The sequence below is a fragment of the Streptomyces sp. NBC_01525 genome, from assembly GCF_045040405.1.
GTDB lineage: Bacteria > Actinomycetota > Actinomycetes > Streptomycetales > Streptomycetaceae > Streptomyces > Streptomyces benahoarensis.
Map to the genome: position 1 here is coordinate 5093159 of NZ_CP109397.1, position 24187 is coordinate 5117345.

At 73.1% G+C, this 24187-nt stretch carries 23 protein-coding genes; 22 read left to right on the forward strand and 1 reads right to left on the reverse strand.

Annotated elements, in window-relative coordinates:
* The first annotated feature begins 170 nt into the window (after positions 1 to 170).
* Positions 171 to 1406 (forward strand): signal recognition particle-docking protein FtsY, encoded by a 1236-nt coding sequence (gene ftsY, locus OG422_RS22905; protein WP_143944090.1) that lies wholly within the window; start codon positions 171 to 173, stop codon positions 1404 to 1406.
* Between the two features lie 94 nt (positions 1407 to 1500).
* Here ftsY and OG422_RS22910 read toward each other — a convergent pair whose 3' ends face one another.
* Positions 1501 to 2175 carry a bifunctional DNA primase/polymerase gene (locus OG422_RS22910; protein ID WP_405744977.1) on the reverse strand — a complete coding sequence of 225 codons (675 nt, stop codon included), beginning with the start codon at positions 2173 to 2175 and terminating at the stop codon, positions 1501 to 1503.
* A gap of 498 nt (positions 2176 to 2673) precedes the next feature.
* Between OG422_RS22910 and OG422_RS22915 the strand changes: the two genes are divergently transcribed.
* From OG422_RS22915 to whiG, 21 genes are all read left to right on the forward strand, one after another.
* On the forward strand, positions 2674 to 4140 hold the full coding sequence (locus OG422_RS22915; RefSeq protein ID WP_405744980.1) for a hypothetical protein: 1467 nt from the start codon (positions 2674 to 2676) through the stop codon (positions 4138 to 4140).
* Between the two features lie 276 nt (positions 4141 to 4416).
* Positions 4417 to 5826, forward strand: a complete 1410-nt coding sequence (locus tag OG422_RS22920; RefSeq protein WP_405744982.1) for an ammonium transporter — start codon at positions 4417 to 4419, stop codon at positions 5824 to 5826.
* The gene (locus OG422_RS22925; protein ID WP_405744984.1) at positions 5823 to 6161 is read left to right on the forward strand and encodes a P-II family nitrogen regulator; all 339 of its coding nucleotides are present in this window, start codon (positions 5823 to 5825) and stop codon (positions 6159 to 6161) included. Before OG422_RS22920 ends, OG422_RS22925 begins: the two co-directional genes overlap by 4 nt.
* Positions 6151 to 8802, forward strand: a complete 2652-nt coding sequence (locus OG422_RS22930) for a [protein-PII] uridylyltransferase (RefSeq protein WP_405744986.1) — start codon at positions 6151 to 6153, stop codon at positions 8800 to 8802. Before OG422_RS22925 ends, OG422_RS22930 begins: the two co-directional genes overlap by 11 nt.
* A gap of 105 nt (positions 8803 to 8907) precedes the next feature.
* A complete protein-coding gene (ffh, locus tag OG422_RS22935; protein ID WP_143942777.1) occupies positions 8908 to 10464 on the forward strand; it encodes a signal recognition particle protein in 1557 nt (518 codons plus the stop codon).
* Between the two features lie 281 nt (positions 10465 to 10745).
* Positions 10746 to 11336: a hypothetical protein gene (locus OG422_RS22940; protein WP_143942776.1), complete on the forward strand. Its 591-nt coding sequence runs from the start codon at positions 10746 to 10748 to the stop codon at positions 11334 to 11336.
* 156 nt (positions 11337 to 11492) lie between these two features.
* The gene (gene rpsP, locus OG422_RS22945; protein WP_143942775.1) at positions 11493 to 11942 is read left to right on the forward strand and encodes a 30S ribosomal protein S16; all 450 of its coding nucleotides are present in this window, start codon (positions 11493 to 11495) and stop codon (positions 11940 to 11942) included.
* A gap of 2 nt (positions 11943 to 11944) precedes the next feature.
* A complete protein-coding gene (locus tag OG422_RS22950) occupies positions 11945 to 12184 on the forward strand; it encodes an RNA-binding protein (protein ID WP_143942774.1) in 240 nt (79 codons plus the stop codon).
* Between the two features lie 178 nt (positions 12185 to 12362).
* Positions 12363 to 12908, forward strand: coding sequence for a ribosome maturation factor RimM (rimM, locus tag OG422_RS22955; RefSeq protein ID WP_405744991.1), 546 nt, complete (start codon positions 12363 to 12365; stop codon positions 12906 to 12908).
* Complete coding sequence (gene trmD / locus OG422_RS22960; protein ID WP_405744994.1) at positions 12908 to 13717, forward strand: tRNA (guanosine(37)-N1)-methyltransferase TrmD; 810 nt, start codon at positions 12908 to 12910, stop codon at positions 13715 to 13717. Before rimM ends, trmD begins: the two co-directional genes overlap by 1 nt.
* 132 nt (positions 13718 to 13849) lie before the next feature.
* Positions 13850 to 14197, forward strand: coding sequence for a 50S ribosomal protein L19 (rplS, locus tag OG422_RS22965; protein ID WP_143942771.1), 348 nt, complete (start codon positions 13850 to 13852; stop codon positions 14195 to 14197).
* Positions 14198 to 14287: 90 nt separating this feature from the next.
* Positions 14288 to 15052, forward strand: coding sequence for a signal peptidase I (gene lepB / locus OG422_RS22970; protein ID WP_405744997.1), 765 nt, complete (start codon positions 14288 to 14290; stop codon positions 15050 to 15052).
* Entirely contained in the window at positions 15045 to 16058 is a 1014-nt protein-coding gene (lepB, locus tag OG422_RS22975) for a signal peptidase I (RefSeq protein WP_405745000.1), read from the forward strand. The genes lepB (OG422_RS22970) and lepB (OG422_RS22975) overlap by 8 nt, the downstream gene beginning before the upstream one ends.
* Positions 16000 to 16947, forward strand: a complete 948-nt coding sequence (gene lepB, locus OG422_RS22980; RefSeq protein WP_405747955.1) for a signal peptidase I — start codon at positions 16000 to 16002, stop codon at positions 16945 to 16947. The genes lepB (OG422_RS22975) and lepB (OG422_RS22980) overlap by 59 nt, the downstream gene beginning before the upstream one ends.
* A 55-nt stretch (positions 16948 to 17002) precedes the next feature.
* On the forward strand, positions 17003 to 17785 hold the full coding sequence (gene lepB / locus OG422_RS22985; RefSeq protein ID WP_405745003.1) for a signal peptidase I: 783 nt from the start codon (positions 17003 to 17005) through the stop codon (positions 17783 to 17785).
* Positions 17778 to 18302 carry an NUDIX hydrolase gene (locus tag OG422_RS22990; protein WP_405745005.1) on the forward strand — a complete coding sequence of 175 codons (525 nt, stop codon included), beginning with the start codon at positions 17778 to 17780 and terminating at the stop codon, positions 18300 to 18302. The genes lepB (OG422_RS22985) and OG422_RS22990 overlap by 8 nt, the downstream gene beginning before the upstream one ends.
* A 38-nt stretch (positions 18303 to 18340) precedes the next feature.
* Positions 18341 to 18649 carry a DUF2469 domain-containing protein gene (locus OG422_RS22995; RefSeq protein WP_003980220.1) on the forward strand — a complete coding sequence of 103 codons (309 nt, stop codon included), beginning with the start codon at positions 18341 to 18343 and terminating at the stop codon, positions 18647 to 18649.
* Positions 18650 to 19603: 954 nt separating this feature from the next.
* Entirely contained in the window at positions 19604 to 19945 is a 342-nt protein-coding gene (locus OG422_RS23000; protein ID WP_143942778.1) for a YraN family protein, read from the forward strand.
* A gap of 1 nt (position 19946) precedes the next feature.
* Positions 19947 to 21614, forward strand: a complete 1668-nt coding sequence (locus OG422_RS23005) for a YifB family Mg chelatase-like AAA ATPase (protein WP_405745008.1) — start codon at positions 19947 to 19949, stop codon at positions 21612 to 21614.
* Positions 21611 to 22858 carry a DNA-processing protein DprA gene (gene dprA / locus OG422_RS23010; protein WP_405745010.1) on the forward strand — a complete coding sequence of 416 codons (1248 nt, stop codon included), beginning with the start codon at positions 21611 to 21613 and terminating at the stop codon, positions 22856 to 22858. Before OG422_RS23005 ends, dprA begins: the two co-directional genes overlap by 4 nt.
* Before the next feature lie 346 nt (positions 22859 to 23204).
* Complete coding sequence (gene whiG, locus OG422_RS23015; RefSeq protein ID WP_405745012.1) at positions 23205 to 24041, forward strand: RNA polymerase sigma factor WhiG; 837 nt, start codon at positions 23205 to 23207, stop codon at positions 24039 to 24041.
* Positions 24042 to 24187 lie beyond the last annotated feature (146 nt).

The following is a 24187-nucleotide window of genomic DNA, read 5'->3' on the forward strand; positions in this document are numbered from 1 at the left end:
CCCCTCACTTTCCCGCCACCCTGCTGACCAGCGATTTCCGGCCAGCCTCGACGTGTCGGACGCGCGCCCCGCGCACCGGGGCGTGGGCGGGGGCGCGAGGGGCGCGCGGCGCTTACGGGATCGGCGCGTGCGGCCCCCGAGGACGGCACGTGGCTGATACTGGGAGGGTTATGGAAATCGTCATCCTTGCTGTAGTCATCGCCGTGGTCGTGCTCGGCGCGATCAGCGGGCTCGTCGTCAGCGGCCGCAAGAAGAAGCAGCTGCCGCCGTCCCCGCCGACCGCCGCCGTCACGCCCTCCGTCACCGCGCCGCCCGCAGAACCGCAGGTCGGTGAGGAAGCCGAGACCCCGAGCGACGTATCCCGTCGCACCATCGAAGACACGCCGCTGCCCGTCGCCGAAGCCCCCGAGGCCGAGGCGCCGGTCGCCGAGCCGGAGGCCCCGCCCGCCCCGGAGATCGAGGTTCCGGAGCCGACCGCCGGCCGCCTGGTGCGGCTGCGCGCCCGGCTCTCCCGGTCGCAGAACTCCCTCGGCAAGGGCCTGCTGACCCTCCTGTCCCGCGAACACCTCGACGAGGACACCTGGGAGGAGATCGAGGAGACCCTGCTCACCGCAGACGTCGGCGTCGCCCCCACCCAGGAGCTGGTCGAGCGGCTGCGGGAGCGGGTCAAGGTCCTCGGCACCCGCACCCCCGAAGACCTGCGCGCCCTGCTGCGCGAGGAACTGCTCACCCTCATCGGCACCGACATCGACCGCTCCGTGCACACCGCGAACGGCATCGGCAACGGCGGCGACGAGATCCCCGGCGTCGTCCTGATCGTCGGCGTCAACGGCACCGGTAAGACCACCACCACCGGCAAGCTCGCCCGGGTGCTGGTCGCCGACGGCAAGTCCGTCGTCCTCGGCGCCGCCGACACCTTCCGCGCCGCCGCCGCCGACCAGCTCCAGACCTGGGGCGAACGGGTCGGCGCCCGCACCGTGCGCGGCCCCGAGGGCGGCGACCCCGCCTCCATCGCCTTCGACGCTGTCAAGGAGGGCATCGCCGAATCCGCCGACGTCGTCCTCGTCGACACCGCCGGCCGGCTGCACACCAAGACCGGCCTCATGGACGAGCTGGGCAAGGTCAAGCGGGTCGTCGAGAAGCACGGCCCGGTCGGTGAGGTGCTGCTCGTCCTCGACGCCACCACCGGCCAGAACGGCCTCGTCCAGGCGCGGGTCTTCGCCGAGGTTGTGGACATCACCGGCGTGGTCCTCACCAAGCTCGACGGCACCGCCAAGGGCGGCATCATCGTCGCCGTCCAGCGGGAGCTGGGCGTCCCGGTGAAGCTCGTCGGTCTCGGCGAGGGCGCCGACGACCTCGCGCCGTTCGAGCCCGAGGCGTTCGTCGACGCGCTGATCGGCGACTGACCACCGCGCCACCCACCGGCGCCCACGGCCCCCGGCACCCGCTCCCGTACGGAGCGAGGCGCCGGGGGCCGTCGCGTCGGAGCGGACCGGGGCGCTACCCGGCCGCCCGGTGGCCCGAGCGGTGGCAGACGTACGCGAGCATCCCCAGCAGCAACCGGGCCTGCGGCGGGCGGGCCGCCGTCTCCAGGGACGGCGGACGGAGCCAGCGCACGGGGCCGTCCGCGCCGAGGTCGGACGGGGGAGCGGTGAGGTGGTCGTCCTGCCCCAGGGGGCGCAGATCGAGCGCCGCGTCGTCCCAGCCCGTCCGGTAGAGCAGCCCCGGGAGCCCGGCGGCGGCCCCCGGCGCGACGAAGAACTGCGCGCGCCCCGTGGGTGTCAGCGCCACCGGGCCGAGCGGCACCCCCATCCGCTCCAGCCGCGCCAGCCCGCACCGGCCCGCCGCCTCCGGTACGTCGAGCACGTCGAACGACCGGCCCACCGGCAGCAGCACCGCCGCCCCCGGCGTCCGCGACCAGGCGGCCGTGACCGTCTCCAGCGAGGCGCCCGCCGCGATCTCCGCGCCGAAGGACAGCGGATGCGCGCCGGGTGCCGGGCACGCGGACACCCCGCACGAGCACTCCAGGCGCCCGCCACCGATGCGTGCCGCCCGGGCGCCGGGCACGACGTCCCAGCCCCACAGCCCCGTGTATTCGGCCACCGTGGTGCTCTCGGGCGCGCGCACGCGGCGCCTGGCACCGATGTCCCGGATGCCGCCGATCGTGAAACCCATGCCCCCTCCAACGGGTGGTGTGTCGGTCTGGTTACGAGCCGCCCCGGGACCCGGAGCCGACCGCGGCGCCCCGCCGCACGGGACGCCCGGAGCGCCGCCGTGACGCTCCGTCGACGGGGCGCCGACGCCCCGCGGCGCGTCCTCGGAGCGGGGCGCGCCACGGGGCGTGTGCCGTGGCGCGCGCCGTCACACGCATCGCTCCGTCGGGTTGCGCCCGACCTGTGTCAAGTCAATCGCGCGGAGCGGAGTGCCAGTTCATTCGAAGGGGTGGCGAATGGTGGCGTTTCCGTGAGCGATCTCACGGAGAGCGTGATCGTACGATTACTTTCGGTGCGCGGAGCCGGGGGGTGCCGTCCGGGGCGGTCCCGCCGGTGGCCGGACCGGCCGGAGCGGTGGCCGGAATGCGCGACCGGCCGGAGCCGGCCGGGCAGGATGCCTCAACAAGCCGGATCCTGCACGGGATTCGCGTCGGGCGACACACGGTTGGGGGCGTTACCAGTGGGCGGCAACGGCAGCGGAACTGCCGAGAAGCGTCCCAACACACAGTTGGGATCGTGGTTCGTGCGCAGCGGCTGGTCCAAGGGCGAGCTGGCCCGTCAGGTCAACCGCAGAGCCCGCCAGATGGGCGCGCACCACATCAGCACCGACACCTCCCGCGTCCGCCGCTGGCTCGACGGCGAACAGCCGCGCGAGCCCATCCCGCGCATCCTCTCCGAACTCTTCTCCGAACGCTTCGGCTGCGTCGTCGGCGTCGAGGAGCTGGGCCTGCGCGCCGCGCACCGCGCCCCGTCCGTCTCCGGCGTGGACCTGCCCTGGGCCGGTCCCCAAACCACCGCCCTCCTCAGCGAGTTCTCCCGCAGCGACCTGATGCTGGCGCGCCGCGGCTTCCTCGGCACCTCCCTTGCCCTCGCCGCCGGACCGTCCCTCATCGAGCCGATGCAGCGCTGGCTGGTTCCGGTCCCCCCGGCCCCGGGCGCCCCGCAGCCCGACCCCGCCCGCGACCGCACCCGCCGCGCCCGCCTCTCCGTACCCGAACTCGACCTGCTGGAGGCGACCACCGCCATGTTCCGGCAGTGGGACGCCCAGTGCGGCGGGGGGCTGCGCCGCAAGGCCGTCGTCGGCCAGCTCCACGAGGTCACCGACCTCCTCCAGGAGCCGCAGCCCGCCACCGTCGCCACCCGCCTCTTCAAGGTCGCCGCCGAACTCTCCCAGCTCGCGGGCTGGATGAGCTACGACATGGGCCTGCAGCCCACCGCCCAGAAGTACTTCGTCCTCGCGCTGCACGCCGCCAAGGAGGCCGGCGACCGCCCCTTGGGTGCGTACATCCTCTCCAGCATGAGCCGCCAGATGATCCACCTCGGCCGCCCCGACGACGCGCTGGAGCTGATCCACCTCGCGCAGTACGGCAGCCGCGAGACGGCCACCGCCCGCACCCAGGCCATGCTGTACGCGGTGGAGGCCCGTGCCTGCGCCGGGATGGGCCGCCCCAGCAAGGTCAAGCGCGCCGTCCGCATGGCGGAGGAGACCTTCGAGGACGCGGTGCCGGGCGAGCCCGAGCCCGACTGGATCCGCTTCTTCTCCGAAGCCGAACTGAACGCCGAGAACGCCCACTCCTACCGCGATCTCGCCTACGTCGCCGGGCGCAGCCCCACCTACGCCGCCCTCGCCGCGCCGGTCATGGAGCGCGCCGTCGAACTCTTCGCCAAGGACGCCGAGCACCAGCGCTCGTACGCCCTCAACCTCATCGGCATGGCCACCGTCCATCTGCTGCAGCGCGAGCCGGAGCAGTGCGCCGTGCGGGCCCGGCAGGCCATGCCGTTCGCCCAGCAGGTCCGCTCCGAGCGGGTCAACACCCGGCTGCGGAAGACCGTCGACACCGCCGCCCGCGACTTCGGCACCGTCGCGGAGGTGATCCACCTCGGCGAGGAGCTGGCCCGCGGCCTCCCCGAGGCCGAGGCCGTCTGACGACGCCGAGGCCGCACGACACCGGCCGCGGACGCCACCCCGTACCACCCGACTCGGCTTCCCCATGCCAGGTCATACGGGTGGCGCCGCGGCCGGCCCGCGTCCGGCGCCGTGCGCACCGTCCCCGTTCACCGCCACGTAACACCGACGACGCCTTCGTCACGGCGGCGAAACACCCGTGGGCCGTGGCCGAAACCGGGCTGCGCCAGCCTCGTCGGAACGACGGCCCACCCACCACGGCACCCGCACGGGCCGCATCGACGACGGGAGACGCCGATGCCCCCAGGCATCCAGACCCTCGCGGACGGGCTCGCGGCCGACGCCGCCCTGAGCCCGGCCGACACCGGCTTCATGCTCCTCTGCTCCGCCCTCGTCATGGTGATGACGCCGGGCCTGGCCTTCTTCTACGGCGGCATGGTGCGCGTCAAAAGCGTCCTCAACATGCTGATGATGAGCTTCGTCAGCCTCGGCATCGTCACCGTCCTGTGGGTCCTCTACGGCTTCGGGCTCGCCTTCGGCACCGACCGCGGCGGACTCATCGGCTGGCGCGGCGACTTCGCCGGACTCGGCGGCATCGGCCTGACCGAACTGTGGGGCACCAGCACCATCCCGGTGTACGTCTTCGCCGTCTTCCAGCTGATGTTCGCCGTCCTGACGCCCGCGCTGATCAGCGGCGCCCTCGCCGACCGCGTCAAATTCACCGCATGGGCCCTCTTCACCGCCCTGTGGGTCACCGTCGTCTACTTCCCCGTCGCCCACTGGGTGTGGGGCGAGGGCGGTTGGCTTTTCCGGCTCGGCGTCATCGACTTCGCCGGCGGTACCGCCGTCCACATCAACGCGGGCGCCGCCGCCCTCGGCGTCCTCCTCGTCGTCGGACGGCGCATCGGCTTCCGCAAGGACCCGATGCGGCCGCACAACCTGCCCCTGGTGATGCTCGGCGCCGGACTGCTGTGGTTCGGCTGGTTCGGCTTCAACTCCGGCTCCTGGCTGGGCAACGGCGACGGCGTCGGCGCGGTCGCCTTCGTCAACACCCAGGTCGCCGCCGCCGCCGCGATGCTCGGCTGGCTCGCGTACGAGAAGCTGCGCCACGGGGCGTTCACCACCCTGGGCGCCGCCTCCGGCGCGGTCGCCGGACTCGTCGCCATCACCCCGGCATGCGGCGCCGTCAGCCCGCTCGGTGCCCTCGCCGTCGGCGTCATCGCGGGGATCCTCTGCGCCCTGGCCGTCGGCCTCAAGTACAAGCTCGGCTACGACGACTCCCTCGACGTCATCGGCGTCCACCTCGTCGGCGGCATCGCCGGGTCCCTCCTCGTCGGCCTCTTCGCCACCGGCGGCGTGCAGTCCCCCGCCCGCGGCCTCTTCTACGGCGGCGGCCTCGGGCAGTTCGGCAAGCAGACCCTCGGCGTGGCCGCCGTCCTGCTCTACTCCTTCGTCGTCAGCCACCTCCTCGCCAAGGGAGTCGACCGGCTGATGGGCTTCCGGGTCGCGGAGGACGAGGAGATCACCGGCGTCGACCGGACCGCCCACGCCGAGACCGCCTACGACTTCACCGGCGCGGGCGGCGGCGCCGTCCACCGCGTACCGGCCGTGGCCCTGGGGACTCCCGGCGCCCTCGGCGGCGGACCGGCACCCACGAACGAAGCGGAACGGGGCCTCGGCCCGGACACGGAGAGGGTGGACGCGTGAAGCTCATCACGGCAGTCATCAAGCCGCACCGCCTCGACGAGGTGAAGGAGGCACTGCAGGCGTTCGGCGTGCACGGCCTGACCGTCACCGAGGCCAGCGGCTACGGCCGGCAACGCGGCCACACCGAGGTCTACCGCGGCGCCGAGTACACCGTCGACCTCGTCCCGAAGATCCGCATCGAGGTCCTCGCCGACGACGCGGACGCCGCCCCTCTCGCCGAGGCCATCGTGACCGCCGCCCGCACCGGCAAGATCGGTGACGGCAAGGTGTGGAGCGTGCCGGTGGACGAAGTGGTGCGGGTGCGCACGGGGGAGAGGGGGGCGGATGCGTTGTGACCCCCGGTCGGCGGGGCCCGGGAAGGGGGCGGCTCCCGCCCCGCGCCCCCGCCCCGCTCCGGCCCCCCGCCCCGCCCCGTACACCCCGGCCCCGTCCCGCGACGACGGCAACTCACTCCGGAACGCCGCCGGTCCCCTACCGGACGACAACTCGCCCCGCAGCGCCGCCGGCCCCACGCCGGACGACGACCACCCCGCCACGCGGCTGCGCCTCCTCCCCACCCCCGCCCTCCCCGGCCCCGAGCGCCGGGCCGCCCTCGCGCAGGTCACCGACGACTGGCTCGCCGCGCTGTTCGCCGCCGCGGCCGTCGACACCGGGGTCACCGGGGCGGCGCTCGTCGCGGTCGGCGGTTACGGACGTGGCGAACTCTCCCCGCGCAGCGACCTCGACCTCCTCCTGCTCCACGACGGCCGCGCCGCCCCGTCCAAACTCGCCACGCTCGCCGACCGCCTCTGGTACCCGGTCTGGGACCACGGCCTCGACCTCGACCACTCCGTCCGCACCCCCGCGCAGGCCCGCACCGCCGCCCGCGCCGACCTCAAGGTGCAGCTCGGCCTCCTTGACGCCCGCCACCTCGCCGGTGACCGGACCCTCACCGACGCGCTGCGCACCGCCGCCGCCGCCGACTGGCGCGCCGCCGCCCCCGCCCGCCTCCCGGAACTCCACGCCCTGGGACGCGCCCGCGCCGAGCGCCACGGCGACCTCCGGTACCTCCTCGAACCCGACCTCAAGGAGGCCCGCGGCGGGCTGCGTGACGCCACCGCCCTGCGCGCCGTCGCCGCCTCCTGGGTCGCCGACGCCCCACGCGACGGGCTCGAAGCCGCCCGCACCCGCCTCCTCGACATCCGCGACGCGCTCCACCTCGCCACCGGCCGCGCCACCGACCGCCTCACCCTCCAGGAACAGGACCAGGTCGCCGCCGCCCTCGGCCTCCCCGACGCGGACGTCCTGCTCCGCCACACCTACGAGGCCGCCCGCACCCTCGCGTACGCCGCCGACATCACCTGGCGCGCGACCGGCCGGATCCTGCGCGCCCGCTCCGTACGCCCGCTGCTGCGTGGTCTGCTCGCCGGGGACCGCGCCGCCGGACGGGGCGAGCGCGCCCCGCTCGCCGACGGCGTCGTCGCACACGACGGGGAGGCCGCCCTCGCCCGCACCGCCCGCCCCGAACGCGACCCCGTCCTCGGCCTGCGCGCCGCGGCCGCCGCCGCCCGGGCCGGACTGCCGCTCTCCCCGCACGCCGCCCGCCGCTGCGCCGCCGCGGCCGCCACCCACCCGCTACCCGTGCCGTGGCCGCCCGAGGCCCGCGAGGCGTTCGTCGCCCTCCTCGACGCGGGCGCCCCCACCGTCCCCGTCTGGGAGACCCTGGAGGCCGAGGGCCTGCTCACCCGCCTGCTGCCGGAGTGGGAACGGGTCCGCTGCCTGCCGCAGCGCAACGCCGTCCACACCTGGACCGTCGACCGCCACCTCGTCGAGACCGCCGTCCGCGCCGCCGCCCTCACCCGCCGCGTCGACCGGCCCGACCTGCTGCTCGTCGCGGCCCTCCTGCACGACCTCGGCAAGGGCCTGCCCGGCGACCACGCGGTGGCCGGTGCACCCGTCGCCCGCGCCGTCGCCGCCCGCCTCGGCTTCGGCGCCCACGACACCGCCGTCCTCGCCACCCTCGTCCGCCACCACCTGCTGCTCATCGAGACCGCCACCCGCCGCGACCTCGACGACCCCGAGACGGTCACCGCCGTCGCCGGAGCCGTCGGCACCGTCCGCACCCTCGGCCTGCTGCACGCCCTCACCGAGGCCGACGCCCGCGCCACGGGGCCCGCCGCATGGAGCGCCTGGCGCGGTGCGCTCGTCGACGGCCTCGTCGCCCGCGTCGCCGACCGCCTCGCCGGTGAACCCGTACCGGACGGCCCCGCCACCCGCCCACCCACCGCCGAGGAGGAACGCCTCGCCGCCGAAGCCGCCCACACCGGCGGCCCCGTCCTCACCCTCCGCCCCGAAGGCCCCGCGCCCGGCGCCGCAGGAGCGGACACCGGGCCCGGCGCCCCCGAACCGGTCGGCGCCGCACTCCTCCTCGCCGTCCCCACCGACCGCTGCCCGGACCCGGCGTCCGCGGCGCCCGCCACCGGCGTCCTCGCCGCCGCGGCCGGGGTCCTCGCCCTGCACCGGATCACCGTCCGCGCCGCCGATCTGCGCACCCTCGACCCCGTCGGCGCGGGACCGGTCGCCCTGCTGACCTGGCGGATCGCCGCCCACTACGGGGCCCTGCCCCCGGCCGCCCGACTCCGCGCCGACCTCCTCCGCGCCCTCGACGGCACCCTCGACCTCCCCGCCCGCCTCGCCGCCCGCGAACGCGCCCACCGGCCCCGTGCGCCCCACGCCCCGCCGCCCACCGTCACCGTCGCCCCGGGCACCTCCCGCACCGCCACCGTCATCGACGTCCGCGCCCGCGACTCCCACGGCCTGTTGCACCGCGTCTGCCGGGCCCTCGAATCCACCGGTGCCACCGTCCGCGGCGCCCGCGTCTCCACCCTTGGCGCCAGCGCCGTCGACGCCTTCTACCTCACCGACGGCGCGGGCACCCCGCTCACCGGGGAACGGGCCCGCGCCGCCGCCCGCGCCGTGCGCCGCGCCCTGGAATGACGCGCCCGGTACCGGTGCCGGCGGCCCGGAGTGGCCCGCTTGCCGGGCCGGATACCCTAGGAGTCGACTGTCTTATGCCCCCGACCCCGAGGAACGACGACCGCCGTGTTCGATACGCTTTCCGACCGCCTGGCGAGTACCTTCAAAAACCTCCGGGGCAAGGGCCGCCTCTCCGAGGCCGACATCGACGCCACGGCGCGCGAGATCCGTATCGCCCTTCTTGAGGCCGACGTCGCGCTGCCCGTGGTCCGGGCCTTCATCAAGCAGGTCAAGGAGCGCGCCTCCGGCTCCGAGGTCTCCCAGTCGCTGAACCCGGCCCAGCAGGTCATCAAGATCGTCAACGAGGAGCTGGTCGGCATCCTCGGCGGCGAGACCCGCCGCCTGCGCTTCGCCAAGACCCCGCCGACCGTCATCATGCTCGCCGGTCTCCAGGGTGCCGGTAAGACCACCCTCGCCGGCAAGCTCGGCCGCTGGCTCAAGGGTCAGGGTCACACGCCGCTGCTCGTCGCCTGCGACCTCCAGCGCCCCAACGCCGTCAACCAGCTCTCCGTCGTCGCCGAGCGCGCCGAGGTGGCGGTCTACGCCCCCGAGCCCGGCAACGGCGTCGGCGATCCGGTCAAGGTCGCCCAGGACTCGATCGAGTTCGCCCGCGCCAAGCAGCACGACGTCGTCATCGTCGACACCGCCGGCCGCCTCGGCATCGACCAGGAGCTGATGCAGCAGGCCGCGGACATCCGCGACGCCGTCAAGCCCGACGAGGTCCTCTTCGTCGTCGACGCGATGATCGGCCAGGACGCGGTCAACACCGCCGAGGCGTTCCGCGACGGCGTCGGCTTCGACGGCGTTGTCCTCTCCAAGCTCGACGGCGACGCCCGAGGCGGTGCCGCGCTCTCCATCGCGCACGTCACCGGCAAGCAGATCATGTTCGCCTCCAACGGCGAGAAGCTGGACGACTTCGACGCGTTCCACCCGGACCGCATGGCGTCCCGCATCCTCGGCATGGGCGACATGCTCAGCCTCATCGAGAAGGCCGAGCAGACCTTCAGCCAGGCCGAGGCCGAGAAGATGGCGGCCAAGCTCCAGAAGGGCCCCAAGGAGTTCACGCTCGACGACTTCCTGGCCCAGATGGAGCAGGTCCGCAAGATGGGCTCCCTCTCCAAGCTGCTCGGCATGCTGCCCGGCATGGGGCAGATGAAGGAGCAGATCAACAACCTCGACGAGCGCGAGGTCGACCGCACCGCCGCGATCATCAAGTCGATGACCCCGGCCGAGCGCCACGAACCGACGATCATCAACGGCTCCCGCCGTGCCCGTATCGCCCGGGGTTCCGGCGTCGAGGTCAGCGCGGTCAAGAACCTCATCGAGCGGTTCTTCGACGCGCGCAAGATGATGTCGAAGATGGCCCAGGGCGGCGGCATCCCGGGGATGCCGGGCATGCCCGGGATGCCCGGCGCGGGCGGCGGCGCCAAGAAGAAGAAGCAGGTCAAGCAGGCCAAGGGCAAGCGCAAGAGCGGTAACCCGATGAAGCGCAAGGCCGAGGAGGCGGCGGCCGCCGCCCGCCGCGAGGCCGCCCAGAACGGCAATCCGCTCGGCCTGCCCCCCGGCGGAGCCGACGCCCAGGACTTCGAACTCCCCGAGGAGTTCAAGAAGTTCATGGGCTGACCCCCGAGGTCCTGCCGCCCGGGCCCCCGCCGTACGCACACGGCGGGGGCCCGCGCGCACCCGGCCGGGCACGGCGCCCTCCGCACCGCGCGGTGCGACGGCGTACGCCGTACGGATGACGCGGGGGTACGCACCGGCTTCGCGGGCCCCTGTACGCCGTGGGCGCGGAACGGGGCAGCCGCCCCGGGCGCGGCCCATGACACGAAACTGACTGGTACGTGCAAATTATTTGGGATGGCCCGGAATCGGAACACCTGGCGTCCCCGGCTCGTTGTCACGACGTGAGCACGACACCGCCTGTTCTCGCCGCCGAACTGGCGCTCGCCTGGGCCGATATTCAACGGCACCACCCCGAGCTGCCGGATCTGGCCGCGCCCGAGTCCCTGATCGGAGAGTCGTCGTCCGCCTGTGGCGCCGAGCTCTCCTTCGAACGGCTGCTCCACGAGGCAGTCCACGGCATCGCCGCCTCCCGCGGCATCCGCGACACCTCCCGTGCGGGCCGCTACCACAACCGCCGGTTCCTCGCCATCGCCGAGGAGCTGGGCCTGGATCATGCCGACGAGCCCCACCCCAGCAGCGGCTTCTCGCTGGTCACGCTCAGCCCCGAGGCCAGACGCCGCTACCGCCCCACCATCGAGCGGCTCGCCAGAGCCCTCAAGGCCCACACCGCCGCGACCGCCACCGACAGTGCCCGCAGCTTCCGCGGCCCGGCCGCCCGCCACGGTTCCTCCGGCGGCGGCGTCCGCGTCAAGGCCGTCTGCGACTGCGGACGCAACGTCCGGGTCGTCCCGTCCGTGCTGGCCCAGGCCCCGATCGTCTGCGGAGGCTGCGGCAAGCCGTTCCGGATCCCCGAGGTGGCCGCGGTCGGCTGACCGTAGGGCGTGTGGCACAATGGACCGCTGTACTCGACAGTCGCACAGGACCCCTCTCTCCTCCGGCTGACGCGTCCATCGGGCATACCGAGTACCGCATCCCCACGTGGCATCCCGTTGTGCCCCACCACGTCAAGACCAGGAGACACCACTCCCGTGGCAGTCAAGATCAAGCTGAAGCGTCTGGGCAAGATCCGCGCGCCTCACTACCGCATCATCATCGCCGACTCGCGTACCCGCCGTGACGGCCGGGCCATCGAGGAGATCGGTCTGTACCACCCGGTGCAGAACCCCTCCCGCATCGAGGTCGACTCCGAGCGTGTCCAGTACTGGCTGGGTGTCGGCGCGCAGCCGACCGAGCCCGTCATGGCCATCCTGAAGGTCACCGGCGACTGGCAGAAGTTCAAGGGCCTGCCCGCCCCGGCGCCGATGCTGGTCGCCGAGCCGAAGGCCGACAAGCGTGCCCTCTTCGAGGCCGCCGCCAAGGCGTCCGGCGACGAGCCGAAGGGTGAGGCCATCACCCCGAAGGCGAAGAAGGCCGACAAGAAGGCGGACGAGGCTGCTGCCGAGGCAGACAAGTCGGCCTCTGAGCCCACCGAGGCCTGAGCATGCTCGAGGAGGTCCTTGAGCATCTCGTCAAGGGCATCGTCGACAACCCCGATGACGTCCAGGTAGCCTCGCGCACCCTGCGTCGTGGGCGTGTGCTGGAGGTCCGGGTCCACCCCGATGATCTCGGCAAGGTGATCGGCCGCAACGGCCGTACCGCCCGCGCCCTGCGGACCGTCGTGGGCGGTCTCGGTGGACGGGGTATCCGCGTCGACCTCGTCGACGTGGACCAGGTCCACTGAACAGTTGAACACCGGCTCGGGCCGGGGACGGCTTTCGGGCCGTCCCCGGCCTTTGTCGTCGGCGCCGCAGCCCCGTACCCCACGGGCGCCCGGTCGCCACCGGAATCGGCAACATCACGCGCGGCACCGCAGCGGTTCCGCGCAAGCGGCGGCGGATCGGCCGCAGAGAGGCAACACCGTGCAGCTGGTAGTCGCGCGGATCGGCCGCGCCCACGGCATCAAGGGCGAGGTCACCGTGGAGGTGCGTACCGACGAGCCCGAACTGCGGCTCGCGCCCGGAGCCGTCCTGGCCACCGACCCGTCCACGGCCGGACCGCTCACCATCGAGACCGGCCGGGTCCACAGCGGCCGGCTGCTGCTGCGGTTCGCCGGCGTGAGGGACCGGACCGCCGCCGAGGCCCTGCGCAACATCCTGCTGATCGCGGAGGTCGACCCCGAGGAGGTCCCCGAGGACCCCGAGGAGTTCTACGACCACCAGCTGATCGACCTCGACGTCGTCACTCGCGACGGCACCGTCGTCGGCCGGATCACCGAGGTCTCCCACCTGCCCTACCAGGATCTGCTCGTCGTCGGGCGGCCCGAGGGCGGCGAGGTGCTGATCCCGTTCGTCAGCGAGATCGTCCCGGAGATCGATCTGGAGGAGCAGCGCGCGGTCATCGACCCGCCGCCCGGCCTCCTCGACGACGCGCAGGCCGAGATCGCCAGCAGCCGTGAGGACAGCTGATGCGCCTCGACATCGTCACGATCTTCCCCGAGTACCTCGAACCGCTGAACGTCTCCCTCGTCGGTAAGGCCCGCGCCCGCGGCCAGCTCGACGTCCGCATCCACGACCTGCGGGACTGGGCGCACGACAAGCACAACACCGTCGACGACACCCCCTACGGCGGCGGACCCGGCATGGTCATGAAGCCGGAGCCGTGGGGCGAGGCGCTGGATGAGATCCTCGCCTCCGGTGAGGGCGCGCCCGTCCTCGTCGTGCCGACGCCCAGCGGCGAGCCGTTCACCCAGCAGCTCGCCGTCGAACTCTCCGCCAAGCCCTGGCTGGTCTTCACCCCGGCCCGCTACGAGGGCATCGACCGCCGCGTCATCGAGGAGTACGGCGACCGGCTCGACGTCCGCGAGGTCTCCATCGGCGACTACGTCCTGGCGGGCGGCGAGGCGCCGGTCCTGGTGATGGTCGAGGCCGTCGCCCGGCTGCTGCCCGGCGTCCTGGGCAACGCCGCCTCCCACCAGGACGACTCCTTCGCGCCCGGTGCGATGGCCGACCTCCTGGAGGGGCCCGTCTACACCAAGCCGCCCGAGTGGCGCGGCCGGGGCATCCCCGAGGTGCTGCTCAGCGGCCACCACGGCAAGATCGCCCGCTGGCGTCGTGACGAGGCGTTCCGCCGTACCGACCGCAACCGCCCGGACCTGATCGAGCGGGCCGACCCCGCCGCGTTCGACAAGAAGGACCGTGAACTGCTGTCCATCCTGGGGTGGGCCCCGGGTAAGGACGGCCGATTTGGGTGGACCGACCAGGGCGTGGAAGAATAGGCCGCTGCTGTGTGCGTCCGGCGCGCGCCCCTGCCACAGGGGGAACGACGCCCGTCCGACGGAACGGCATCCGAACATCCTCTCCGAATTCCCGTTGATGACCTGTGGCATCAGCGAAGAAAGCAGTAGGTCATGCACCTTCTCGACTCCGTCGACTCCGCGTCGCTGCGCAGCGACATCCCGGCCTTCCGCCCGGGTGACACCGTCAACGTCCACGTCCGCGTCATCGAGGGCAACCGCTCCCGTGTGCAGCAGTTCAAGGGCGTTGTCATCCGCCGCCAGGGCAGCGGCGTGCGCGAGACCTTCACGGTCCGCAAGGTCAGCTTCTCCGTCGGCGTCGAGCGCACCTTCCCCGTGCACACCCCGATCGTCGAGAAGATCGAGCTGGTGACCCGCGGTGACGTCCGTCGCGCCAAGCTCTACTTCCTCCGTGAGCTGCGCGGCAAGGCCGCGAAGATCAAGGAGAAGCGCGACAGGTGAGCCCGCACGCCGGGCCGCCCTCCGTTGTGAGGGCCCCGGCACCCGGCTCACGTACGGTGCCCGGAACCAGCCGGATAGGCTCACGTTCCGATGGACACCGACGCACAGCTCCCGGAGCGCGACCGCGCCCCCGTCCCCGACCAGGGACGGGAGCCGCAGTCGCGCTCCGCGCGTTTTCCCGCCGCCTCCGCCCGGCTCCGCTTCCGGCCACTGACGCTGCTGGTCTGCTGCGTGGTCTTCGTGCTGCTGCTGAGCGCCTTCGTCGTCCAGCCGTTCCTCATCCCGAGCACATCGATGGAGCACACCCTCCAGGTCGGTGACCGGGTGCTGGTCAACAAGCTCGCGTACCGCTTCGGCGACGCGCCCCGGCGCGGGGACGTCGTCGTCTTCGACGGCACAGGGTCTTTCGTTCACAGGGAGACGGAGGAGAATCCCGTGACGGGCCTGCTGCGCGGAGCCGGCGCGGCGGTGGGCCTGGCCCGTCCGGCCGACACCGACTACGTCAAGCGCGTGATCGGGATCGGAGGGGACAGGGTGACCTGCTGCGACAAACGGGGGCGGATCAAGGTGAACGGTGAGCCCGTGACCGAGGGCTATGTGTATCCGGGGGACGCCGCGTCGTCGGTGCCCTTCGACATCGTGGTGCCCCAGGGAAAGCTGTGGGTGATGGGGGACCATCGGTCGCGGTCGAGTGACTCCCGCGACCACCTCGGTGAGGAAGGCGGCGGCACCGTCCCCGTCGACAAGGTGATCGGCCGGGCCGACTGGATCAGCTGGCCGGTGAGCCGCTGGACGGGCCTGGACCGGCCGCCGGCGTTCTCCCGGGTGCCCGTTCCGGCAGGCTCCCATGGGTAACCGGGGGCGGCACGGCAAACCGCAGGACGGCGACGGCGCGCACGCGGCGGACGACCGTCCGGCGACCGGCGGCCGGGCCGAGCGGCGGCGTCAGGCGCGCCGCATCACACGCCGCAGACGCCGCTCGTACCTCAAGGAAATACCCATCCTGATCGCCGTGGCGCTGGCCATCGCGCTGGTCCTGAAGACGTTCCTGGTCCAGGCGTTCGTGATCCCGTCCGGCTCCATGGAACAGACGATCCGCATCGGGGACCGGGTGCTGGTCGACAAGCTCACCCCGTGGTTCGGCTGGCAGCCCGAGCGCGGTGACGTCGTCGTCTTCAAGGACCCCGGCGGCTGGCTCAAGGGCGAGCAGACGAAGAAGGCCGCCGATCCGCCCGGTGTGAAGCAGTTCAAGGAGGCCATGACCTTCATCGGCCTGCTGCCGTCGGCCGACGAACAGGACCTGATCAAGCGGGTCGTCGCGGTCGGCGGTGACACCGTCACATGCTGCGACGCACAGCACCGCGTCACCGTCAACGGCACCCCGCTGACCGAACCGTACCTTCACCCCGGCAACCCGCCGTCCGAGACGCCGTTCACGGTGAACGTCCCCACCGGCCGGGTCTTCGTCATGGGCGATCACCGTTCCAACTCGGCGGATTCGCGCTTCCATCTCGACGAGGCGTACCGTGGCACGGTTTCCGAGGACAACGTCGTCGGGCGGGCCGTGGTCATCGCCTGGCCGTTCGCCCACTGGCGGCACCTGGAAGAGCCCGACACCTTCGCGAACGTGCACGACGCGCCGGGCGCGAAGGCGGCGGCCGGGGCAGGCCCGCATAGGGTGTTGCCCGAGTCTTTGACCCCACTCCCGACCCCTGCGGAACTCCCGCTCGTTATGGGAGTGATGGGCCTGCACCGGTTGACGGGCGGGCGAGAGCGCGGAGTAAGGAGTGGATGTGGGGGACTTGGCGGTCGGTGCGCGGTCCGGAACCGGAGAGCCCGAGGAACCGGCGGGGCGCGGTGAGGCCGCGTCGGCGGCGGGTTCTGTGCATCTCGCGAAGCCACAGGCACAGTCACCGTACGAAGGTCAGGCACCACCGGCGGCCCGGCGGCCCGCCGCGGACGAGGAGAAGGACGGCGTGACGAAGGCCAAGAAGCAGCGCGCCTTCTGGAAGGAACTGCCGATCCTCGTCGGTATCGCGCTGATCCTCGCCCTGCTGATCAAGACCTTCCTGGTGCAGGCGTTCTCCATCCCGTCCGACTCGATGCAGGACACCCTGCAGCGCGGCGACCGGGTGCTGGTGGACAAGCTCACGCCGTGGTTCGGGTCGAAGCCGGAGCGCGGCGAGGTCGTCGTCTTCCACGACCCGGGCGGCTGGCTCAACGAGACGCCGACGCCCGAGCCCAACCCCGTCCAGAAGGTCCTCAGCTTCATCGGTCTGATGCCGTCCGCCGAGGAGAAGGACCTGATCAAGCGGGTCATCGCGGTCGGCGGCGACACCGTCGAGTGCCACGGCACCGGGCCGGTCAAGGTCAACGGCAAGGCCCTCAAGGAGGATTCGTTCATCTTCCCCGGCAACACGCCGTGCGGTGACCGCGCCTTCGGCCCGATCCACATCCCCAAGGACCGCATCTGGGTCATGGGCGACCACCGCGACGACTCCCTGGACTCGCGCTACCACCAGAACCTCAAGGGCGACGGCACGGTCTCGGTGGACGAGGTCGTCGGCCGCGCGTTCACCATCGCCTGGCCGATCAACCGCTGGTCGACGCTCTCGGTGCCGGACACCTTCCAGCAGCAGGGCATCGACAAGGCCATGGCCGCCGCGCCCGCCGCGCTCGGTCTGGCCGGTGCCGTCCCGCTCGTCCTCTGGCGTCGCAAGAGGCTGACCGGGGAACGTACTCCCAGGTAGGGTGCCGTCCCAGATCTTCGACGCGGGCCCGCGCCCGCGGGGTGGGAGCGCTGGGATGGTCCGCAGCACCGAACGCACCGACGGCCACGGCCGGACCACGGGCAGCGCACTGTCCGGTCTGGCCGTGGCCGTCGGCTGTCTCCTCTTCCTCGGCGGCTTCGTCTGGGCGGCACTGCTGTACCGCCCCTATACGGTGCCGACCGACTCGATGGCCCCGACGATCGCACCCGGCGCCCGGGTGCTGGCCGAGAACGTCGACGGCTCCCAGGTGCGCCGCGGCGACGTCGTCGTCTTCCGGGACAACGTCTGGGGCGACGTCCCCATGGTCAAGCGGGTGGCCGGGGTCGGCGGCGACACCGTCGCCTGCTGCACCAAGGGGAAGCTGACGGTCAACGGCACCCCCGTCGACGAGCCGTACCTCCAGAACCCGCGGCTCGCCTCGCCCACCGGCTTCACCGCCAAGGTCCCCGACGGCCGCCTCTTCCTCCTCGGTGACCACCGCGGCGACTCCCTCGACTCCCGCTCCCACGCCGCCGACGGCGACGACGGCTCCGTGCCGCGCGACGCCGTCCTGGGCCGCGTCGACGCCCTGGCCTGGCCCCTGAGCGGCGTCGGCATGCTCGACCGCGCCGACGGTTTCGCCGCGCTGCCCGGCGGCACCTCCGAGCCGGGCCCGCTGTTTCCGCTGACCGCCGCCATCGTCGCCGGAGCCGTCCTCATCCTGGGCGGCGCCGCGTACGGGCCCCTCGCCGCCCGCAGGAAACGAGCAGCTCAGGGCGGGCCCGCGGGGGCTGCCGGGGCGGCGCCCGCGGCCGACGGGGAGCGGGCCCATGGCTGACGGCGTCACCGACGCGGCCGAGGGCGGCCTGCCCGTGGAGGCGCGCCGGGTCTCCCGCGTCATCCTCCTCGACCCCGCCGACCGCATCCTTCTGCTGCACGGCTTCGAACCGGCGCACCCGGAGGAGACCTGGTGGTTCACGCCCGGCGGCGGCCTGGAGGGCACCGAGACCCACGAGGAGGCCGCCCTGCGGGAACTGGCCGAGGAGACCGGCATCACCGGCGCGGTCCTTGGCCCGGTGCTCTGGCAGCGCCGCTGCTCCTTCCCGTTCGACGGCCGCCGTTGGGAGCAGGAAGAGTGGTACTACCTGGCCCGCACGGAGCGCACCGCGACCGACACCCGGGGCCAGACCACCCTGGAGCGGCGCAGCGTGTCGGGGCTGAGGTGGTGGACCGTGGCGGAACTGTCGGCGACCCATGAGACGGTGTACCCGACCAGACTCGCCGGGCTGCTGCGCACGCTGCTCGACGAAGGGCCCCCGAGTGCGCCGCTGGCCCTGGAGACCGAGCGGGCCTGACGCACAATAGGGGCACGCACGGCTGAAGGGGATCTGCCATGAGCGCCGAGGACCTCGAAAAGTACGAGACCGAGATGGAGCTGAAGCTCTACCGGGAGTACCGCGACGTCGTCGGACTGTTCAAATACGTGATCGAGACCGAGCGGCGCTTCTACCTCACCAACGACTACGAGATGCAGGTGCACTCCGTCCAGGGTGAGGTCTTCTTCGAGGTGTCGATGGCCGACGCCTGGGTGTGGGACATGTACCGCCCCGCTCGCTTCGTCAAGCAGGTCCGCGTCCTGACCTTCAAGGACGTGAACATCGAAGAGCTGAACAAGAGCGATCTGGATCTGCCGGGGAGCTGAGTGAGGGCCGGGCTTCGGACGACGGGTGGCGTCGGGGCTTGCGGTATGCCGGGGCGTGCGGGTTGGTCCGGATCGGTGGGGCCGGGGGCGTGTGACCTGCGGCTGAGTGGCCGGGGCGTGCGTCTGTAAGGCGTGCGGTCGGTGGCGTGGATACGTGGTCGGGGCTGCCGGGGCGGTGTGGTGAGGGCGTTGCTCCGCTCGTCCGGGCGGCCGAGTTATCCACAGCCGGGCGGTTATCCACCAAGATCCAATACTTCCGGTCCAAGACGTCACAGTCGGTGCCGGAGGTGGTACCGCATGAACGTCATGCAGCACGGTGTGAGGAACGGCCTGTGGGCGGGGCCGGAGAGCGGCGGTTGGCCTGGAGGGATGGGGGTCCCGTCGGCTGGGGCGACGGGGGCCTGGGCGGCCGAGCTGGGGGGCGTTGCCCGGATCGGCTCGGCGCCCGGGGCGCCGTTCCTTTCGGCGGGTGAGGCACGGCCGGAGGAGAGGGGCGCGGTCCGGCCTGGGCCGGGGTGCGGCACGTCGTCCGGATCGGAGCGCGGAGCCCCGCCCGTTCCGGCGAGTGCGGTACGGCAAGAGGCGGAGGGCGTCCGGCTCGTTCCGGTGAGCGGCGCGCCGCCCGGTCAGGCTCACGCCGCACCGACACGCGCCACCCCGCACCACCCCGGTGCCGGGAGCCGGGGGCCCGCGCCTGCCGACACCCCGGAGCCGCCCCCGGCCCCACACTCCGCAGCCGAGGCGGAGCCGCCGGACGCCCCGGGCCGCGCGCCCGGCACTCGCCCGGACCACGACAGCGCACGGACCGGGCGTACGCGCCCCCGGAAACCCCGCGGCGAGACCCGCGCTCCGGGTCGCCGCACCCGTTCCACCGAGGCTCAGGGCAGCCGCGAAGCTCCGCGTCGTACCCCTGCCTCGCCGGTCACCCGACCGGTCACCACACCGCGCCGTGCCCTGGGCCGGTACGGCGAGGACCTGGCTGTTCGCCGCCTCACCGCGAGCGGCATGTGCATCCTCGACCGCAACTGGCGCTGCCGCGACGGCGAGATCGACATCGTCGCCACCGACGCCGACGCCCTCGTCATCTGCGAGGTCAAGACCCGTCGCGCCAGCGCCTACGAACACCCGATGGCCGCCGTACGTCCCGACAAGACCCGCCGGCTGCGGCTCCTGGCGGAACGCTGGATGGAACGCCACGGCGGACCGCCGCCGGGAGGCGTCCGCATCGATGTCATCGGCGTCCTCCTGCCGGCCCGGGGCGCCCCGGTCGTCGAGCACGTCCGGGGGGTGGCGTGAGATGGGATTCGCCCGCACCTGCTCCGTCGCGCTCGTCGGCGTCGAAGGCGTCGTCGTCGAGGTCCAGGCCGACCTCGAACCGGGCGTCGCCGCCTTCACCCTCGTCGGACTCCCCGACAAGAGCCTCGTCGAGGCCAAGGACCGGGTCCGCGCCGCCGTCGTCAACTCCGGCGCCGAATGGCCGCAGAAGAAACTCACCATCGGCCTCAGCCCGGCATCGGTCCCCAAGAGCGGCAGCGGCTTCGACCTCGCCGTCGCCTGCGCCGTCCTGGGCGCCGCCGAACGCCTCGACCCCCGGGAGCTGACCGACCTGATGATGATCGGCGAACTCGGGCTCGACGGCAGGGTCCGCCCCGTCCGCGGCGTACTGCCCGCCGTCCTCGCCGCCGCCGAAGCCGGATACCGCACCGTCGTGGTCCCCGAATGCACCGCGGCCGAAGCCTCCCTCGTCCCCGGCGTCACCGTCCTCGGCGTCCGCAGCCTGCGCCAACTCATCGCCATCCTGGCCGACGAACCGGTCCCCGACGAGGAGGAAGTGCCACGGGAAGGGCGCCCCGACCCGCTGCTGGCCGGACTCGCCGTCCCCGGCACCGGCATCGCCGCCGGACTGCCCTCGGGCGACCACCTCCCCGACCTCGCCGACGTCGCAGGCCAGCACACCGCCCGCCGCGCCCTGGAGATCGCCGCGGCCGGACGCCACCACATCTTCCTCAAAGGCCCGCCCGGAGCAGGGAAAACCATGCTCGCCGAACGCCTCCCGGGCCTGCTGCCGCCCCTGACACCCAAGGAATCCCTCGAAGTCACCGCCGTCCACTCCGTCGCCGGCACCCTCCCGCCCGGCCAGCCACTCGTCGAACGGCCGCCGTACTGCGCGCCGCACCACTCCGCGACGATGGCGTCCCTCGTGGGCGGCGGCACCGGACTGCCCCGCCCCGGAGCAGTCTCGCTCGCCCACCGCGGGGTGCTCTTCCTCGACGAAGCCGCCGAATGCAGCGCCCGCGTGCTGGACGCCCTGCGCCAGCCCCTCGAAGCCGGTCACGTCGTGGTCGCCCGCGCCGCCGCCATGCTGCGGATGCCCGCCCGCTTCCTCCTCGCGCTCGCCGCCAACCCCTGCCCCTGCGGCCGCCACGGCACCCCCGGAGGCGGCTGCGAATGCCGCCCGTCCTCCGTCCGCGGCTACCGCGCCCGCCTCTCCGGCCCCCTCATGGACCGCGTCGACCTGCGCGTCACCGTTGAACCGGTCGCCCGCTCCGCCCTCGCCGCCCTCGACGCCGGTGCCGAATCCAGCGCCACCGTCGCCGAACGGGTACGCGAGGCCCGCGCCCGCGCCGCCGCCCGCTACGCCGGGACGCCCTGGACGACCAACAGCGAGGTGCCCGGCCACGAACTCCGCACCCGCTGGCACGCCCAACCCGGCGCGCTGGCCCAGGCCGAACGCGACCTGGAATGCGGCCTGCTCACCGCCCGTGGCCTCGACCGCGTCCTCCGCGTCGCCTGGACCGCCGCCGACCTCGCCGGACGCGACCGCCCCACGGCCGAAGACGTCGCCGGGGCCCTCGAACTCCGCACCGGCGTTCAACGCGGCGTCCCCGTACCCACCGCCCGTCGCCGCCCCCGCCCGGACGGGAAACACCCCCGGCACCCCGCCCCGGCGCAGGTGACGTCATGACCACACCCCACCCGCCTCACGAGCCCCGCCGCCCGGCCACCGGCGAACCTCGATCCCACGGCCCCACCGCCGCCGACACCGCACCGGCGCCACCGGACCGCCCCACCCCGGAGCGCACCGCCCGCGCCGCCCTCAGCCGCGTCATCGAACCGGGCGACCCACGCGCCGGACGCTGGCTGCGCGAACTGGGACCCGTCGCCCTGTGGCACGTCCTCACCGGCGACGGGCCGCCACCCAGGGGCGGGAGCCGCGCCGCGTTGGACGGCCTGCGCCTGCGGGCCGCCCGCGCGGACCCCGCGGCCGACCTCGCCACGGCAGCCGCTCTCGGGGCCCGGTTCCTCTGCCCCGGGGACGACGAATGGCCCGGTCAGCTCGACGACCTCGGCGACACCCGCCCCACCGGCCTCTGGGTACGCGGCGGCGCGAACCTCCGCCTGTGGGCCCTGCGTTCCGTCGCCCTCGTCGGCGCCCGGGCGTGCACCGAGTACGGCGCCCACCTCGCCGCCACCCTGGGCGCCGGGCTCGCCGACCGCGGCTGGACCGTCGTCTCAGGGGCCGCCTACGGCATCGACGGAGCGGCCCACCGCGGCACCCTCGCCGCGGGCGGCGCCACCCTCGCCGTCCTCGCCTGCGGCATCGACCGCGCCTACCCCTCCGGCCACACCGAACTGATCCACCGCCTCGTCCAACAGGGCCTCATCGTCGGGGAGTTACCACCCGGCGCGCATCCCACCCGCAGCCGGTTCATCCAGCGCAACCGCGTGATCGCCGCCCTCACCCGCGGCACCGTCGTCGTCGAAGCCGCACTGCGCAGCGGCTCCCTCGTCACCGCCCGCCGCGCGCAGACCCTGGGGCGACTCACCATGGGCGTACCGGGGCCCGTCACCAGCGCACTCTCCGCCGGTGTACATCAACTCCTGCGCGGCGAGGCCACGGTGGTCACCTGCGCCGACGAAGTCGTCGAGCACGCCGGTGCCATCGGCGACCTCGCCCCCGAACCACGCGGCCCGGTGCTCGCCCGCGACCTCCTCGGTCCGGCCACCGCACGCGTCCTGGACGCCCTGCCACCCCGCGGCACCGCGGCCCTCACCGACGTCGCCCATGAATCCGGCCTCTCCCAGGACGTCACCCACAGCAAGCTCCACGAACTGTGCACGCTCGGATTCGTCCGGAGATCCGGTACGCGCTGGGAGTTCGTACGGCAGGCCGATGCCCCCACCGGTTCCCGGCGAGGCGGTACGTGACCTGGCGCGAACGGGTGAAAAGGTGAGGACAGAACCGCCGAATCCAGATTTGGCATGCTTCAGCAGGCCAAACCGCACCGCAAGGAGAGGTCGATGTGGCGCACGGGACGCGAGAGGCCCCGTCGGCCACGCCTCTTCGGCCGGTGGCCCACCTACCCGACGCGCCGCGCGCAACGCCGCGGCGTGCCGTACGCGGTAACCCTGGGGTGCGGGCAGCGGAACGTATCTGCGTACACCCGAACCGCACTCCCTCGCACACAGCGACGCTTCAGTCACGCTACGCTCACATCCGACCAGCCCGCCCACCCATCCACCCGTGTCTCGGCAGAACGGCTCAAGGCGACGAATGCCCCAGCACACCTCCGGTTCTGACCGCGCGGCAGTACCACCTGCCGCGCGCGCCGGCGTGCGCCCCGCCGCCCCCAGCGCGCTCGACGATCTGTGGCGCTCCTACAAGCGAACCGGCGACGAACGCCTGCGGGAACAGCTGATCCTGCACTACTCACCACTCGTCAAATACGTCGCAGGACGCGTCAGTGTCGGCCTGCCCTCCAACGTTGAACAGGCCGACTTCGTCTCCTCCGGGGTCTTCGGACTCATCGACGCCATCGAGAAGTTCGAGCCCGAACGGTCCATCAAATTCGAGACCTACGCGATCACCCGCATCCGCGGCGCGATGATCGACGAACTGCGCGCGCTCGACTGGATCCCCCGCTCCGTACGGCAGAAGGCCCGCGCCGTCGAACGCGCCTACGCGACCCTCGAAGCCCAGTTGCGCCGCACCCCGTCGGAGTCCGAGGTCGCCCGCGAAATGGGCATCTCCCTGGAAGACCTTCACGGCGTCTTCAGTCAACTCTCCCTGGCCAACGTCGTCGCCCTCGAAGAGCTCCTGCACGCCGGGGGTGAAGGCGGCGAACGCCTCAGCCTGATGGACACGCTGGAGGACACCGCCGCCGACAACCCCGTCGAGATCGCCGAGGACCGCGAACTGCGACGACTGCTCGCCCGCGCCATCAACACCCTGCCCGACCGCGAGAAGACGGTCGTCACCCTTTACTACTACGAGGGCCTCACCCTCGCCGAGATCGGCAACGTCCTCGGCGTCACCGAGAGCCGGGTCAGCCAGATCCACACCAAGTCCGTCCTCCAGCTGCGCGCCAAACTCGCCGACGCGGGACGGTGAGCGGGGCGGGCGCCCGCGGCGGCTTCGCGGGGTGTCGAGCTGGCTCCGCCATCCGGGCCATCCGTCCGGCTGGACTGCCGTCGGTGCCGAGTCGGCCGTCGGGAGGTGTGGGCCCCACCCGCCTCCGTAGCGGTGCGGCCCGCCGT

Coding starts and splice junctions, on each gene's coding strand:
- lepB (WP_405745003.1), top strand. CDS start 17,003: ATGGTCCGCAGCACCGAACGCACCGACGGCCACGGCCGGACCACGGGC.
- OG422_RS22990 (WP_405745005.1), top strand. CDS start 17,778: ATGGCTGACGGCGTCACCGACGCGGCCGAGGGCGGCCTGCCCGTGGAG.
- lepB (WP_405745000.1), top strand. CDS start 15,045: ATGGGTAACCGGGGGCGGCACGGCAAACCGCAGGACGGCGACGGCGCG.
- ftsY (WP_143944090.1), top strand. CDS start 171: ATGGAAATCGTCATCCTTGCTGTAGTCATCGCCGTGGTCGTGCTCGGC.
- OG422_RS22910 (WP_405744977.1), bottom strand. CDS start 2,175: ATGGGTTTCACGATCGGCGGCATCCGGGACATCGGTGCCAGGCGCCGC.
- whiG (WP_405745012.1), top strand. CDS start 23,205: ATGCCCCAGCACACCTCCGGTTCTGACCGCGCGGCAGTACCACCTGCC.
- OG422_RS22950 (WP_143942774.1), top strand. CDS start 11,945: ATGCTCGAGGAGGTCCTTGAGCATCTCGTCAAGGGCATCGTCGACAAC.
- OG422_RS22930 (WP_405744986.1), top strand. CDS start 6,151: ATGCGTTGTGACCCCCGGTCGGCGGGGCCCGGGAAGGGGGCGGCTCCC.
- OG422_RS22920 (WP_405744982.1), top strand. CDS start 4,417: ATGCCCCCAGGCATCCAGACCCTCGCGGACGGGCTCGCGGCCGACGCC.
- OG422_RS23005 (WP_405745008.1), top strand. CDS start 19,947: ATGGGATTCGCCCGCACCTGCTCCGTCGCGCTCGTCGGCGTCGAAGGC.
- trmD (WP_405744994.1), top strand. CDS start 12,908: ATGCGCCTCGACATCGTCACGATCTTCCCCGAGTACCTCGAACCGCTG.
- dprA (WP_405745010.1), top strand. CDS start 21,611: ATGACCACACCCCACCCGCCTCACGAGCCCCGCCGCCCGGCCACCGGC.
- rplS (WP_143942771.1), top strand. CDS start 13,850: ATGCACCTTCTCGACTCCGTCGACTCCGCGTCGCTGCGCAGCGACATC.
- lepB (WP_405744997.1), top strand. CDS start 14,288: ATGGACACCGACGCACAGCTCCCGGAGCGCGACCGCGCCCCCGTCCCC.
- OG422_RS22995 (WP_003980220.1), top strand. CDS start 18,341: ATGAGCGCCGAGGACCTCGAAAAGTACGAGACCGAGATGGAGCTGAAG.